16 protein-coding genes and 1 pseudogene are annotated in these 14,213 nt (G+C 66.7%); 9 read left to right on the top strand and 8 right to left on the bottom strand.

Going from position 1 to position 14,213, the window contains the following annotated elements; translation table 11 throughout:
• The first annotated feature begins 295 nt into the window (after positions 1–295).
• Positions 296–514, top strand: a complete 219-nt coding sequence (locus AB0J29_RS30595; RefSeq protein WP_364793753.1) for a hypothetical protein — start codon at positions 296–298, stop codon at positions 512–514.
• A 174-nt stretch (positions 515–688) separates the two neighbouring features.
• Here the strand turns inward: AB0J29_RS30595 and AB0J29_RS30590 are convergent, their stop codons facing one another.
• Positions 689–931: a hypothetical protein gene (locus tag AB0J29_RS30590; protein WP_364793751.1), complete on the bottom strand. Its 243-nt coding sequence runs from the start codon at positions 929–931 to the stop codon at positions 689–691.
• Positions 932–1,255: 324 nt separating this feature from the next.
• Between AB0J29_RS30590 and AB0J29_RS30585 the strand changes: the two genes are divergently transcribed.
• Genes AB0J29_RS30585 through AB0J29_RS30575 form a run of 3 tightly spaced genes read left to right on the top strand, consistent with a single transcriptional unit; the run spans position 1,256 to position 3,668 of the window.
• Positions 1,256–2,074, top strand: coding sequence for an alpha/beta fold hydrolase (locus AB0J29_RS30585; RefSeq protein WP_364793749.1), 819 nt, complete (start codon positions 1,256–1,258; stop codon positions 2,072–2,074).
• A 4-nt stretch (positions 2,075–2,078) separates the two neighbouring features.
• Complete coding sequence (locus tag AB0J29_RS30580) at positions 2,079–2,864, top strand: MerR family transcriptional regulator (RefSeq protein ID WP_364793747.1); 786 nt, start codon at positions 2,079–2,081, stop codon at positions 2,862–2,864.
• Between the two features lie 12 nt (positions 2,865–2,876).
• Positions 2,877–3,668 (top strand): CPBP family intramembrane glutamic endopeptidase, encoded by a 792-nt coding sequence (locus AB0J29_RS30575; protein ID WP_364793745.1) that lies wholly within the window; start codon positions 2,877–2,879, stop codon positions 3,666–3,668.
• Between the two features lie 40 nt (positions 3,669–3,708).
• On the opposite strand, the gene AB0J29_RS30570 is transcribed toward AB0J29_RS30575, so the two are convergent.
• Together AB0J29_RS30570 and AB0J29_RS30565 are read right to left on the bottom strand one after the other, a co-directional pair.
• Positions 3,709–4,440 carry a MerR family transcriptional regulator gene (locus AB0J29_RS30570; RefSeq protein WP_364793743.1) on the bottom strand — a complete coding sequence of 244 codons (732 nt, stop codon included), beginning with the start codon at positions 4,438–4,440 and terminating at the stop codon, positions 3,709–3,711.
• 40 nt (positions 4,441–4,480) lie between these two features.
• Positions 4,481–5,863: a serine hydrolase domain-containing protein gene (locus AB0J29_RS30565; protein WP_364793740.1), complete on the bottom strand. Its 1,383-nt coding sequence runs from the start codon at positions 5,861–5,863 to the stop codon at positions 4,481–4,483.
• Between the two features lie 582 nt (positions 5,864–6,445).
• On the opposite strand from AB0J29_RS30565, the gene AB0J29_RS30560 reads away from it, so the two are divergent.
• Entirely contained in the window at positions 6,446–6,940 is a 495-nt protein-coding gene (locus AB0J29_RS30560; RefSeq protein WP_364793738.1) for a hypothetical protein, read from the top strand.
• Positions 6,941–7,086: 146 nt separating this feature from the next.
• Here the strand turns inward: AB0J29_RS30560 and AB0J29_RS30555 are convergent, their stop codons facing one another.
• A complete protein-coding gene (locus tag AB0J29_RS30555; RefSeq protein ID WP_364793736.1) occupies positions 7,087–7,713 on the bottom strand; it encodes a class I SAM-dependent methyltransferase in 627 nt (208 codons plus the stop codon).
• Between the two features lie 372 nt (positions 7,714–8,085).
• On the opposite strand from AB0J29_RS30555, the pseudogene AB0J29_RS30550 reads away from it, so the two are divergent.
• Together AB0J29_RS30550 and AB0J29_RS30545 are read left to right on the top strand one after the other, a co-directional pair.
• Positions 8,086–8,385, top strand: a pseudogene (locus AB0J29_RS30550) (DUF4872 domain-containing protein); the annotation flags it as partial.
• A gap of 312 nt (positions 8,386–8,697) precedes the next feature.
• Positions 8,698–9,414 (top strand): MBL fold metallo-hydrolase, encoded by a 717-nt coding sequence (locus tag AB0J29_RS30545; RefSeq protein WP_364793734.1) that lies wholly within the window; start codon positions 8,698–8,700, stop codon positions 9,412–9,414.
• On the opposite strand, the gene AB0J29_RS30540 is transcribed toward AB0J29_RS30545, so the two are convergent.
• On the bottom strand, positions 9,411–9,746 hold the full coding sequence (locus AB0J29_RS30540; RefSeq protein ID WP_364793732.1) for a cupin domain-containing protein: 336 nt from the start codon (positions 9,744–9,746) through the stop codon (positions 9,411–9,413). The genes AB0J29_RS30545 and AB0J29_RS30540 overlap by 4 nt on opposite strands.
• A 71-nt stretch (positions 9,747–9,817) precedes the next feature.
• On the opposite strand from AB0J29_RS30540, the gene AB0J29_RS30535 reads away from it, so the two are divergent.
• On the top strand, positions 9,818–10,753 hold the full coding sequence (locus tag AB0J29_RS30535) for a helix-turn-helix domain-containing protein (protein ID WP_364793730.1): 936 nt from the start codon (positions 9,818–9,820) through the stop codon (positions 10,751–10,753).
• Between the two features lie 132 nt (positions 10,754–10,885).
• Here AB0J29_RS30535 and AB0J29_RS30530 read toward each other — a convergent pair whose 3' ends face one another.
• The gene (locus AB0J29_RS30530) at positions 10,886–11,725 is read right to left on the bottom strand and encodes a LysR family transcriptional regulator (RefSeq protein WP_364793728.1); all 840 of its coding nucleotides are present in this window, start codon (positions 11,723–11,725) and stop codon (positions 10,886–10,888) included.
• 105 nt (positions 11,726–11,830) lie between these two features.
• On the opposite strand from AB0J29_RS30530, the gene AB0J29_RS30525 reads away from it, so the two are divergent.
• On the top strand, positions 11,831–12,556 hold the full coding sequence (locus AB0J29_RS30525; RefSeq protein ID WP_364793726.1) for an SDR family oxidoreductase: 726 nt from the start codon (positions 11,831–11,833) through the stop codon (positions 12,554–12,556).
• A 427-nt stretch (positions 12,557–12,983) separates the two neighbouring features.
• Here AB0J29_RS30525 and AB0J29_RS30520 read toward each other — a convergent pair whose 3' ends face one another.
• Together AB0J29_RS30520 and AB0J29_RS30515 are read right to left on the bottom strand one after the other, a co-directional pair.
• Entirely contained in the window at positions 12,984–13,628 is a 645-nt protein-coding gene (locus tag AB0J29_RS30520) for a site-specific integrase (RefSeq protein ID WP_364793724.1), read from the bottom strand.
• A 129-nt stretch (positions 13,629–13,757) separates the two neighbouring features.
• A complete protein-coding gene (locus AB0J29_RS30515; RefSeq protein ID WP_364793722.1) occupies positions 13,758–14,117 on the bottom strand; it encodes an Rv2640c family ArsR-like transcriptional regulator in 360 nt (119 codons plus the stop codon).
• Between the last annotated feature and the right edge of the window lie 96 nt (positions 14,118–14,213).

Genomic DNA, 14,213 nt, shown 5'->3' with positions numbered 1-14,213 from the left:
GCAAAACCACTTCAAGCCCTGATGTACACCGGCAGGCGAACCGCTGCTGTACGCCACTGCCCAGTACGCCGGGCGGATCCTGGGCTGGGAATGCTGGACCAGCAAGGCGACCGCGTTCGTGAACTCCGCGATTCGCCAACCGGCCACCGTTCGTCAGCTCGAGGGAAATGCTTTGGCAGGCAGCACGACTTGATCATCCACGCCAACTTCTCCAGCGAGTCGATGACCTGGTCGATTCATCATTCGGATGCCGGGTCACGATGCGGATTCAACCGATCGTCGCGACATCTCGACAATGCGGAGTTGCGATGGGCGTGCGGCCGAGGCGGCCTTCGGACTGTGCGCTGCGGCCACCTATGCGGTCACCAGAGCAGCCAGACGTGAACAGCAGCAACAGTTTTGGGTGAACATCGCTCGCGGGCTGTCGAGCTGGACAAAGCCGAAGTCCACCGCCGTGCGGATCGCGGCAGGTCTCGGTGCGGGCCGCGTACTCTCCGAACACCGGGTCGTGTGAGACGACCACCACGGGTACGGGCGAGGGACGGCGCTGGCCAGACGGGGTTGAGAAGAGGCCCCACGCCTCTATGGCGGAAACAATCCTGGTGGTGACGGAATCGCGTCCCTCCCTCGCACGAGAAAGCGATTCCGCCACTCACCAGCTCAAACGATCAGTTTCTACACAGACCACTCAGAGCTGGCAGGTTGGGCTGGGGTTCACCAGCCAGCAGAGGATCGATCCGCTGCCGGCGGACCCGCTCCCGGCCGAGCCGGTGCCACCGGCCCCGACCGGAGACGCCGCGGCGGGCGTCGGTGCTGGGTCGAGGGACAAGGGATCCGCCGAGGCGGTAGCGCCGCTGGCGACCAGGGCGGCGCCGACCGCAACAGTGCCGAGGGCGATGCGAATCGAGTTGCGCGACAGGCGATATCCCATGTGTGGGTTCCTCACTGGATCAAGATGGTTGGGCATCTGGCAGCCCGATCGGACGACCGAAGTCACTGTCGAAAAACAACTTCGATTCGTTACAGGACACCAGTGCACCCTCGTCAGCCGGTTCCAGGCCACAGTGTCGAGATCGGATCCCGACCACTACGGGGCATTCAGCAGACACGCCCAGGCAGTGCGACGCGCTTGCGGGTGAGGTCACTACGGTTCGCTGCCCGGCCACCCACCAATCCCCGACCCCGATCGGACAGTTCATTCCGCGAGAGTTCGCACGCTTGACCTTGACCCGAGGTCAAGGTGCACGCTCACCGCATGACTACTTCTTCGCACTCGCGCAACTCGAACAACTCGGCCTGGACCGGCATGCTTCCGGTGGAAGACACCGCGCTGGCCGTCACCGACACCGGCGGGACCGGCACTCCTTTGGTCTACCTGAACGGTTCCTACGCAAGCCAGAAGCACTGGCAACGTGTCATCGCCGACCTCGGCCCCGGCTACCGGCACATCAGCTACGACGAGCGGGCCCGCGGCAAATCGGAGCGGTCGGCGGACTACTCCTTCGAGGCCGTCGTCCGGGATCTCGACGCCGTCCTGAAGGCCAGAGAGGTGGATCGACCGCTTCTGGTGGGCTGGTCCTACGGTGCGCTGCTGGGGGTGCACTGGGCCGACCGGAATCCGGATCGGGTTGCGGGCGTGGTCGGGGTCGACGGGCCGTTCCCGATGGGCTGGACCGACGAAGCCGATCTGGAGCGGGTCCGCAAGCTGTTCCACCGGTTGCGGTTCGTACTGCCGCTGGTGGCCCCGCTGGGCCTGGCCGCGCGGATGTCCGCAGCCCAGCACGCCGAGATAAACATCGAGGGCCACCGACTGCACGCCGCCCTCGGCCCGATCCTCGAGCGTCTGGCTGTTCCGGTCCGGTACGTGGTCGCCTCGGGCGACCACACGGGCGACGCGGGTGGTGAGATGGATCAGGCGCGCGCGAGCATCGAGCCGCTGCTGGTTCGCAACCCGAACCTGACGGTGAGCGCGAGGGTCGCCAGCAACCACGAAAAGATCCTGGCGAAGGATTCCCCCGCCGTCGCCGACGCGGTTCGCGAGCTTGCCGCCGCTGTCGGTCACGAGGTTGTCTGAGCAGATGATGAACGGTGTCACGATCGGGCAAGCGGCAGCCTTCGTCGGCGTCACGGTGAAAACGGTGCGGCACTACCACAAACTCGGCCTGGTCGAGGAGCCGGAACGCGACATCTCCGGTTACCGGCGGTACGGATCGGCCGGCCTGTTGCGGCTGGTGCAGGTCCGGACGCTGGCCGCCGCCGGGGTGCCGCTGGCCGAGATCGGGCCCCTGCTCGACGTCGACGCCGCGCGGTTCACCGCCGCGCTCGCCGACGTCGAGCGGCAGCTCACCGAACGGATCGAGGAGTTGAACGCCCGCCGCGACATGCTGCACCGGCTCGCCGACGGTGACCGGGCTCTGCTGGGCGACCGCGCTGTGGAGCTACTGGAGCGGATGCCCGGCCTCGGCTTTCCCGCGGAGGTGGTGGCGGCCACCAGGGAGGGCTGGGTGCTGGCCAAGGCCCTGGTCCCGGAAGGCTTCGACGACTACCTCACCGATGTCGAGTACGCCCACGAAGACACCCGATTCATCGCGTTGAGTATGCGCCTCGGCGAGGCCATGACCTGGGAGCCGGAGGACCCCCGCGTCGAGGAACTCGCCACCGCCGCGGCCGACCACTTCCTCGCCAATCCGGCACTGCTGAAGATCGTGACCGGCTTCCGAGCCGGCACCGAGGCGGCGACTCGATACACCCTGATCCGCCAGTACGGCGCAGCTCAGACACCGGCCGCGACCCGGCTGTCCATGCTCTTCGCGACCAAGCTCCGCGCCGCTGGCGTCGATATCCCCGAACCGAACTCGAACTGACCGGAAAGATCCATGCGCGTCATTGCAGACACTCGACCGAACGGATTAAGCAATCTGCTGCTGGCCGACCGCCACTGCCTGCCGCTATCCGTCGCTTTGCATCTTGTCCCCGGCGCCCTGATCGTCGCGGTCTACCTGTTCATCGGCGAACCATTCGTCAACGCTATCGGTTATCCGGGTTTCCTCGGCTGGGCAATCGCCCTGTGCGCGGTTCTGATACCGGTTCAGGTGGGGCTGCTGTGGCTGGGCCGCAAACGCAACGGCCACTTCTCGCTGCGCGGCGTGCTGCACTACACCGACAAGCCGCTCGCACACGGGAAGCTGGTGGCGATGGTCATCCCGCTCATCGCGTGGATGATGGTGCTGGGGACCGCGACGGCACCGCTGAACACCTTCTTCTTCGAAAACTTCTTCACCTGGGTTCCGTACGCGAACACGGGCGGCAGCGGCAACAACGCATACCTCGACGGATACTCGCGCTCGATCACGCTTACCACGCTGGTGATATGCCTGCCGCTGACCGGAATCTCCCTCCCGCTCATCGAAGAGCTGTACTTCCGCGGTTTCCTGCTGCCCCGCATCGCCCACCTGGGCGGATGGGCGCCGGTAGTGAACACGGTCTTGTTCGCGCTGTACCACTTCTGGTCGCCGTGGGTGTTCGTGTCGCGGGTGATCTTCACGTTTCCGGGGTTCTGGTTCGCCTGGCGGAAGAAAGACATCCGGCTGTCGATCGGGATGCACGTCGGCGTGACCTCGACCCTGGCTACGCTCGGCACCATCGCCCTCGCGCTGAACCTCATGTAGTACGATTTCGCGCCGTTGGATGGCGTCGACGACGAGAGTGCTACTCGGCAGCGGCCTTTCGTGCGATCTGGGCCAGCCGTTCCCAGGCGGGCGAGGTGATTCCGATCGATTCATCCGCCAGGCGGATCAGTTTCGGATCCAGCGCCGGGGTTGTCCGGCCTGCGCCGGTGCGCCTGCCGGTCAGCCACCGCCGAGTGCGGTCGGCCAGGTCTACCAGGCGCGGGTCGTCGGTGGACCATTCGAACGCGGCGTCGTAGTCGAGGTAGATGGCCCGGAACTGCGGATCGTCGATGGCGTCGAGCTTGTCGGCGACCCAACCCGATGCCTGCTCCGGGGCGACCGACTGCAACAGAATCCAGATATCGCGCTCCATCCGCACCGCCCGGTCGGTGACCCCGAGTTGTTGCAGCCGGTCGAGGAACTCGGCAACATCGGTGGACACGAACAGTCGGTCGCCGGAACCCAATTCGGCGATCTGCTCGCGGGTTCGGCGGATCTCCTCAGCGCGTTCGGCGAGCATGCGGTCGATCTCGGTGATCGCCGCCGCGAACTCGTCGGGGTTCGCGGTGAGCAATTCCTCGACACGCGCCAGAGGCACGCCGGCCCGCGCCAGTGTCTTGATCTTGACAACAGCGATGGCGTCTTCGGCACGGTAGCGGCGATAGCCAGAGGAATCGCGCGCCGGCTCGGGAAGCAGGCCGCGCTCGTGGTAGACGCGCACGGCCTTGATCGTCACGCCCGCATACCGCGCGAGCTGCCCGATCGTGATCACGCGCGTCTCCCTTCGACCGTGCGCCTCCCACCCGTCGCCGTCATCGCACCCGGGCGAACAATCGACCGGCGAGATCGATTCCGGTCACGGCGCCGGATTCGTCACGGGCGAAGAACCCGCGTTGTCCTTGCAGACCGCCCTCGGTGACGATGTACTCGTCCGTGTCGCCGGGCAGCAGGCCCAGGGTAGCCGGCGGCAGGTCCGGCGGCATTTCGGTTTCCGCGGCGGCCCGGACCTCCGGTTTGATAGCGCATCCGATCGTCAACCCTGCCCCGTCGGTATCGAGGGTGAGCCGCATCATCTCGTTCTCGTAATGCCCGACGATCTCCGCTGCCCGCGCCTCGTCGTAGGGCAGCGGTTCCGGGTCGCGTTCGACCACCCCGAGGTAGTGTTCGAGCACCCAATTCACCACGGCTCGGTTGAACGCCAGCCCCGCATCCGGGCCCGCGTTCGACATCACGGCGACCGCGAAATTCCGCTCCGGCACCACAAGCAGGTCAGCGAACTGGCCATTGCCCGACCCTCCGTGCCCGATGGTCGCGACACCGTCCACCTTGCGCAGGAACCAACAGATGCCGAATGCGTCACCCAATGTGCTCGCGCGCAGTTCCACGGTCTGTTCCCGCATACGGTGCAGCAGTTCGGTGGGCAGAATGCGCTCACCGCCCTCGGTCCGACCGTCGCCGATATGAAACCGCGCCCACCGCAGCAGGTCCCCCACCGACGTGGCCATGCCGCCGCCGGGGTTGTTGGCGCGGTTGTCCTTCCACTGCCGGGCAACCGCGAGCAGACCGTTCGCATCGACGTTGTGCCCCACCGCGAACCGCCGGGTCATGACATCGTTGGCCGAATAGCAACTGTGCGCCAGCCCGAGCGGTTCGAACAACAGCGACGCGGCGGCCCGCTCGAAGGGCAGGCCACTAACGTTCTCGACGATCCGGCCAGCGAGGTTGAACCCCGCCTGGCTGTAGGACGCCCGCGTTCCCGGTTCCGCGATCAGCGGCGATTCGGCAAGTTTCACCGCGTGCCGCGCCAAGGCGTCGTCGCCTTCGCCGGTGTCGACGCCGAGCTTCCATTCCAACCCGGCCGTATGGTTGAGCAGCCGCAATACCGTGATCTCGTCCGCGGCCGCCGGATCGGCGGGGGCGAATTCCGGAACATACCGCCGCACCGGAGCATCCAACTCCACCCGGCCCTCGGCGACCAGCCGCATCAACGCGGTCGCGGTGAACGTCTTACTCACCGACCCGACCACGAACATCGTGTCCCGGTCCACCGGAAGCGGATTCTCCACACTCGTCACCCCGCTGCACGCGAAGTCTTCTCGGCCAGCGGCCCACACCCCGACAGCGACACCCGGTACGCCCAACTTCTCTGCCGAGGCCGCAACGAATTCCGACAGTTCCTGCGTTATCTCGTTCATGCCACCATGCTCGAACCCTGCCCCTGGGGCAAGGTCAAGCCCTCAGTCGAAAACGCACCGACCGCAGACCGATTGGGCTGTCGGCAAGCCGGTCCGCGCTCATCAGCTGCACGTGACCCCGATGACTGCCGAGAGGCTCGCTGAGCTGATCCGCGTGGGCCGCCGCCTCACCGGTCGCGATGTACGTTTATCCCTTGCCGCACAACATCTTTCGCCATCACGCGATGATCGCCCTGCCCACTTTTGCGAAAGTCTCGGTAAGAAGTGTCCCCAGACAACGGCTCATATCTGCGCCACGTGCCGTGACGGTCGACAATGTGCTCGCGGCGATCGCCAGGACCCCGGCCCTGATCAGGACGGCTCGACGGGATGCGATGAACAGGGTGGTTACAACCAGAATCGAACTATGTGGTCCGGCAAGGCCCGTGCGGACCCACGGACCTGGAACGATCCTGGCCGCAGGGATATTTCGGGGCTTGCCTATCGAACTGTGCTGTGCTGGAACAACTCTCGAGTTGTCGTTACCGAATCTCTACCGATGTGACCGCTAACGAGTTTCGCGATGAAGCCGACTATCCGGGCATGAGCCTGCAGAGAGTTCTTGTTAATCGGTTTTCGGTTCGGACCTGGGTGATCGCGGCGGCGACGGTCGGCGCGGTCATCGGGTTGACCGGGCCCGCCGGCGCCGGTACCGGGGACCCTTCCGTCCAGTTCACCCCGACCCTGGCGCGGATTCCCGGCACGAACTGCGCCGCGATCATCAATGCCTCGACCACGCCGCAGCCGAGGTCCGGTGAGTTCGCCGTCAAGGTGTCGATCACCCGCACCGGCGAGTCCTGCGGGGCTTTTCGTATCGCCGTGAGGTGGCGGAACCTGGATTCCGGGAGCACCGGCGGACAGTCGGACCGTGTCGATGAGAACGGCGTCCTCGAACAGCCGGATGGTGTGATCACCGGCATGGGTATGGGGCCGGGACGTGGCCGGGTCGAGGTTTCGCTCGTCCCGACCGACGAGAGTTATCCCCAACGCAATGATCTGGAGCATATCCCGGGCAAGGTGACGGTCGATCTCGGCTGAGTGACCGCCACCCCAGACGGATCAACAAAGGAAGCTGGGCGGGCCGCACAGTGGCAGGGCGTCTTCGAACTGCTGGAGCGCGGTGCCGACAACCAGGCAGTGTGTCACACGTATCAAGCCCTGCCGGAACGGGCCGGGTGCGGTAGTCACGGCGTGTTGTCGGTGCGGCGCAGCCGGTAGAGGTGGATCGTGCCGACCGGATGCTTCGCGCCGACCGGATGCTTCTGGAGAAGCCTGTCGTCGAGGATTCTCCAGCCGGGGTAGGCGGCGGTGATGTCCACCGGCCCGACGCCGCGGGGTCTCAAACCGCGCCGGCGCGGTTTGAACGCGACCATGAGCAGGGTTGCCTCCGCGGCGGCGGCGGTGTCCACCTGCCGCCCGAAGGCGTGTCGTTTCGGGTCGGTGAGGCCGTGGAAGGTGTAGAAGTCCAGAAGCAGCCGATATCCGGTCCCGACCTCGGCCGGGAGGGCGGTGACGTCGCCTTCCAGGAAGCGGACGTCGACGCCGGCCGCGTGGGCGCGCTGGGTGGCGAGCCGGATCGCCTTCGGCACGATGTCGATCCCGGTGACCTGCCACCCGCGCCGGGCCAGTTCGATCGCATGCCCGCCGGTGCCGCAGCCGAGGTCCAGGGCAGTCCCGAACGGCGGCTGCGTTCCTACCTGCTCCCGGTCGAATTCGGCGGCGAGTGCGTGGGGTGTATCGCCCTGCCCGGCGGCTACCTCCCAGGGACGATATCCCAGCCTGTGCATCATCCGGTACGCGAAAACGTTCATCCCAGACCTCCTCACCGCCGTTTCGGGTTGCCCATCGTGACTCACGTAACTTCGTGACACTGTCATCGGCCGCGACCGTGCGGCGGATATGGCTGGCACCGATGGGCCAGGGCGTCGATCAGCGTCAATGATAAACCGCGCCCGGCGCGGAACTGCCGTGCGCGGGGCCCTTCCCCTTGTTCGGGAGATCGCCGAATGTTCTGTTTCGCGTTGCCGCGCAACGTTTTTCGTGTGATGTCCGATTTGTACCGTGGCGAGGCTGGCCCCGAGGCGAATGAATACGGCGCTGGACTCTCCCACCACGGGAGAGTCCACCATGATCGCAACGCTCGTTGGTCACCATCCACGGACTGACCCCGCCCGCAGCGGGACCTACCGCAGGCCGCCCTCTTGATGGAAAGGGCCGGCACCGGCGGCGCCCTGTTCCGCAACTTCTACCGCGACTTCCTCGCCGAATGCACCCAACTGCTCGACAGCCACCACCTGCGCACCGGCCACGGGCTGTACACCGAAGCAGCCACCCTATGGACCGACGTAGCAGCACTGATCGCAAAAGCCGGGGAATCAGGCGATACGCAGTGCCTCGTACAGGCCGGTAGCATCCTCGGTGATCTTTCACGCATCGAGCGCGAGGCAATGCAGACGCTGAGCTGCCTCAGCCTCGGTGAGTGACCCTCGACAGCCGAACCTCATCAGGGTGCGGTGTTCAGGGGGGTGGAGCATGTTCCTCGACAGCTGACCGGAGTGGCGGGGTCATGGCCGCCAGGGAAGTGGCGACGGCCTGCGACGAGTTCGTCCGCCAATCCTCGTAGCCGATGGGCAATTCAGCCTCCCTGTCCTACACGCCGCACCAGCTGCGTCATTCCCGGCTGACACCTCGGTGGTCAGGCAAATCACCGGGGTCTCGCCAATTTCTGCGGGTTGGCCATTCCCATATTGCGCTCGCCAGCCGACACTGAGCTACATGGTCAGAGTGGGGAATCCGTGACGGTCCGTATCGTGCCGCTGCCGCTGTCGATCAGCAACGCCTACCTGCTGCTCGGTGACCAGCCTGTCCTGGTTGATGCCGGCAAGCCGGGCGAAGAGGAAAAGCTGCTCGACTTGCTACACCAACACGGTATTGCGCCGTCTGATCTGTCCTTGGCGGTACTGACACATGGACATACCGATCACGCGGGCAGTATCGATGCCATCTCGCGCGCCGGGGTGCCGATCGCCATCGGCGCGGACGACGCGGGTTTGCTTGAACGTGGCGTCAACGCACAGCTACCGGTTACCGGTTTTCCCGGACGGATCTTGCGGCCCGTCATTACCCGCATGACATTCGCCGGGGCATCCCCGCAGGTCTTGGTTCGAGAGTCGTTGCGACTAGACCCGTACGGAGTCGGTGCCGCGATGGTGCCGGTTCCCGGTCACACCGCCGGCTCCTGTGCCGTGCTGCTCGACGACGGCGACGCCGTCGTCGGTGACCTGCTCCGTGGAGGATTCGCCTTCGCCCGGATTCGACCACACCGCCCAGTGCGGCATTATTTCGCCGAGGACGTCGCCGGTGTCCGTCGGGGAGTCGATCTGGTGCTAGAACACGACCCAGCCGAACTGTACGTCGGTCACGGTGGGCCGAATGTGCACGCGACGGACGTCCGCCGTCGCATCGATTCGATCGCCCCGGACGCGAGGGACGACCCCGTTGGGTCTGGCTAGCCCTCCGGGTAGAAGACGAACAGTGTGCAGCCCGTCGCGGATGCGGGCACGTGCCACGATCCGGCCGGAGCGTGCAGGAACGTCCCAGCCGGGTAGTCGCGCGCGCCGTCATTGAATATCCCGTCGACCACGTAGACCTCCTCCGGGCCGGGCTCGTGGACGTCGCGGTACGGCCACGACGTGCCCGGGTCCATCTCCAGTACGTTGGCGTGCGCGCCGCTCGGTCCCTTCCAGAGGTGACGTACCCGGATCCCGGGGAAGATCTCACGAACGGGGGATTCGGTGACGGAGACGGAGGTGTAGCCCTCTTGGGCGATGATCTCGGGATGCATGTCTTCCACGGTGCCGTGTGCGATCGCGTCGAGACAGTGTCGAGAAAGACGTCATAGGGTACTTTTCTGCCATGCATCGCGTGGTGGCCTTGGTGCGGCCGGTGCAGTCGACGTTCGAACTCGGCTGCGCCGCTGAGATCTTCGGTACGGCGCGTGCCGGGATACCGCAGTACTACGAGTTCGAGGTGTGCACGGAGACGCCCGGCCCGGTGCCGACATCGGCCGGGTACTCGATGGCCGTGACGCGGGGCCTTTCGGCGCTTGCGTCCGCGGATACTGTGCTCATCCCGGGCTGGGCGCCAGTGGAGGCGCCGCTGTCGGCTCGCCTGCGCCGCGCGCTGCTGCGGGCACACGACCGCGGGGCGCGACTTGTCACGATCTGCTCCGGGGTGTTCGCCCTGGCCCGCACGGGATTGCTGGACGGCCGCTCGGCCACGACACACTGGGCGCGCGCCGAGCAGCTGCGGCAGGAGTTCCCCCGGATACGCGTGGAGCCGGACGTGCTCTACGTGGATCACGGCGACGTCGCCACGAGCGCCGGGGCGGGCGCGGGTATCGACCTGTGCCTGCACCTCGTCCGAAACGACCACGGGGCCGCGCACGCTGCACTCGTTGCGCGCCACATGGTGATGCCGCCGCACCGCGACGGCGGCCAGGCACAGTACGCGCCACCCCCACCGCCTGCGGACGCGCTGGACGGCCTCCTCGAATGGGCCGGCACACACCTTGCGACACCGCTGTCGGTGGGCGACATGGCCGCGCACCTCACCGTCTCGCCCCGCACACTGGCACGGCGCTTCACCGACCAACTCAACACGAGCCCGGGAGCGTGGCTGCTGTCCCGCCGGATCGCTGCGGCACGCATCCTGCTGGAGGAGACCGACCTGCCGGTAGAAGCGATCGCGGCCCGTGTCGGGCTCACCTCGGCGGTTAACCTGCGCCGCCGCTTCCGCGCACAGGTGGGCACGACCCCGGGCGCCTACCGGCGAGCGTTCAGGGTCTCGTAACCGAGGAGATCCATGCGTTCCAGATACCTCTACAACCACCCCAGCGCTGTCGACCGGGCCGGTGGAGCCCTGTTCGGCATTCAGCTGTGGCCGTTTCGAACCGCGCTGTGCGGCATTTGCGGATGTTATCGGCTAGAGGCGTATCGCCGTACGGACAAGGTCGGCGACGGCTTTGGATCTGCTGTGTGGTGGCCAGGCGATGACCGTCGTGACGGCCGGTGCGTCCGGCACGGGCACGATGGCGTGATCGTCGCGTAGCTGGGCTCGGAGCGACTCGGGCATGAGCGCGCAGGCTCGTCCGAGCGTGATCAGCTGGGTCAACTGGGTATGGTCGCGAACCTGCGGGCCGGGGCCGTCGGGATAACTCCCATCCCGTCGAGGCCAGCGTGGCAGGGGCAGGTCCGTCAGGGCGTTGACCTCGGCCATCGACATGTGGGGTCGGTTGGCGAGGGGATGCCCCGCGGGCAGGACCAGGACCTGCTGTTCGGTGTGCAGATCCTCGGTGTCGAATCCGGCTGTCGTGTCGTAGGGCCGGTGGAGCAGAGCAACGTCGGCACGCCCGTTACGTAGCAGGCCTTCCGGTTCGCCGGGCCCGCACAGCATCACCTCGACGGCCACGGCGCCCGGTTCGGCGGCGTAGGCGTCCAGCAGCTTCGACAACAGCTCTCTGGACGCTCCTGCCTTGGTGGCCAGCACCGCACCGGGCCGGTCGGCAGCGGCGCGGCGGGTGCGGCGCTCGGCGGCTTCGACCGCTTCGAGGGCGAGCCGGGCCTCGCGCAGCAGCACCGACCCGGCCTCGGTCAAAGTGATTGCGCGCGAAGTGCGGTGCAGCAGAACGACTCCGAGCCGCCGTTCGAGCTGCTGGATCGCCCGCGACAGCGGTGGTTGCGCGATCGCGAGCCGTTGTGCCGCCCGCCCGAAGTGCAACTCCTCGGCGACGGCGACGAAGTATCGCATCTCCCGCGTCTCCACCAGGTCATGGTATCTGGCTCTCACCACGACCGATACCCGTGCGGTATCGCCGCCCACCCGATCGGTCTTGGACGCTGCGTCCGGAATCGCAGCAGGATCGGCGGTGTGAGTGAACAGACGATCGCGCTGGTGACCGGCGCGAACAAGGGAATCGGGTACGAGATCGCCGCTGGCCTGGGCGCGCTCGGCTGGCGAATCGGTGTGGGCGCGCGTGATCGGCACCGCCGCGACACCGCGGTGGAGAAGCTGCGCGCGGCCGGGACCGATGCGTTCGGTGTGCCGCTCGACGTGACCGACGACGCGAGTGTGGCCGCGGCGGCCGAATTGATCGCCGACCATGCCGGAGGGCTCGATGTTCTGGTCAACAATGCCGCGATCACCGGCGGTATGCCGCAGACACCGACCACGGTCGATCCCGCGACCGTGCGAATCGTCGTGGAAACCAACGTGATCGGCGTCATCCGGATGACTAACGCGATGCTGCCGATGCTGCGCGCCTCGGCCTCACCGCGAATCGTCAACATGTCCAGCAGCGTCGGCTCGCTCGCCCTGCAAACCACACCCGGCATCGACATGGGCCCGGTTCCCGCCGCCTACTTGGCCTCGAAGACCTTCCTCAACGCCCTCACTATCCAGTACGTCAAGGAACTGGGTGATACCAACATTTTGATCAACTCCGGCTGTCCCGGTTTCACCGCCACCGACCTCAACGGTTTTCGCGGCGTCCGTACACCGCAACAGGGTGCGGCCATCGCGATTCGCCTCGCGACCCTGCCCGACGACGGCCCGACCGGCGGATTCTTCGACGACGCCGGAACGGTGCCCTGGTGACGGGCGCACCGGTGGCCACCATTCCCCTACACGATTTCGGCAGGTTTCGGAGTGAGTGTCGAGTTTGTCGGCAGACGATCGTTTGCCGACACCCTCAGGCATCGACTCCGAACGCGCGGGGCGCGGCAATGTAGTGCGTTCGAGCTAGCGAGTTCCGCACTGTTCCGCGACACCCGACCACACCCGCGATTCCACACGCCCCCAGTCTCTTTCGACATGTCGCAGCGCGACCTACGCGACGGCCTCACCCTCGCCCCGGCCGGTGAAGCCGCGGTCACGACACAACCGGCCGGTCTCACGTGGCGACCGCTGCAGGGCGCACCCACCTTGACGATCCACCTGGTTCTCCCGCGCGAGTCGGTGAGGTATTTGCCGGGGCCGGGCTTGCGGTGCGTGACGAACACCGGCCGGCGGGTGCGGCCGGTGATCAGCCGGGGCAGCGGTCGCGCGGTGCCGGCGTCCCAGTAAACGGTTTCCAGGACGTGTTCGTGGTGGGTGGCGCCGCGGCGACGGGTGCGGGGTTTGGCCCCCTTGGACTTGACCGGAGCGCAATGGGCTGGTCGAGGTCTTCGATGTTGATTTGGAGCAGTTCGTCTGCGCGAGCGCAGGTTTCGTACAGCATCCGCCACAGCGTCTTCTCGCGGAGATGGACGTCGCGGCGGGCGATGAGCCGGTCGATCGCGGTGCGGGACCGGACCGGAGTGTCGGAGTCCGGCGGGGTGGACCGCCCGGCCGATGCGGGGACTTCTGGTGCGTCCCAGCCCTGTTCGCAGCACCAGGCCAGCCACTTGCCGACGGCGGCACGGCGGGCGTTCCAGGTGTTGACCGCCGCGGTGCCCCACAGGGTTTCCAGCGCGTCGCCGATTTCGTCGTCGCCGACAGTGGCCAACGGGCGGCTGGGGCCGGGAAGGCCGTCAGGGGCGTGGCCGTCGAGCTGGTCGACGGTCTTGACGATGGCGATGGTGTAGGCGCGGCGGGTGTTCGGGGAGCCGAGGGTGTCCAGGAACGCCTCGGCCGCCGACCGCACGGTCCTGGACGGGGTCGTCCGGATCCGGGGCACCGTGCCCGCCATCGTTACCGCCCTCCGGGCTTGCCCCGGATAACGGGGCCGCTTCGTGTCGTCGTCACGGCGGGATCGCCGCAGGCCGATAGCGACGCTACCCCGGATAACAGACCATTATCCGGGCTGGTGCAGGTTGGTTCAGGTGCAGCAGTTGGGGTCGAGCACCAGGCACAACGCGGTGAGAGCGTCGCGTTTGGCGTGGTGGACCACGTTCATGCCGGCGCGTTCGGAATCGACGAGCCCGGCTTTGCGGAGCTGGGTCAGGTGGTGGCTGACTGTGGATTCCGACAGTCCGACCGCGGCGGCGAGGTCGCCGCCGTTCTCGCCGGTGTCCGGGCTGGCCAGCAGTAGTGACATCAGCTTCACCCGCACCGGATCGGCGAGCGCTTTGAGTCGCAGGGCGACCTCGAGGGCGGCCGTGTCGTCGACCGGTCCGGCCGCGACCGGCGCGCAGCACACGGGCGCGGACATGTCGATGACGGGCAACGCTTTGGGCATGGCACCCACACTACCGACAGTATTGACATATGTCGAAAAGGTGGGCAGACTCGGCGACGTCCACTTTTTCGATATATGTCTCACAATGGAGGTTGG

This window comes from Nocardia sp. NPDC049707, assembly GCF_040674855.1.
Lineage (GTDB): Bacteria > Actinomycetota > Actinomycetes > Mycobacteriales > Mycobacteriaceae > Nocardia.
This window is presented reverse-complemented; position numbering and strand designations above follow the sequence as displayed.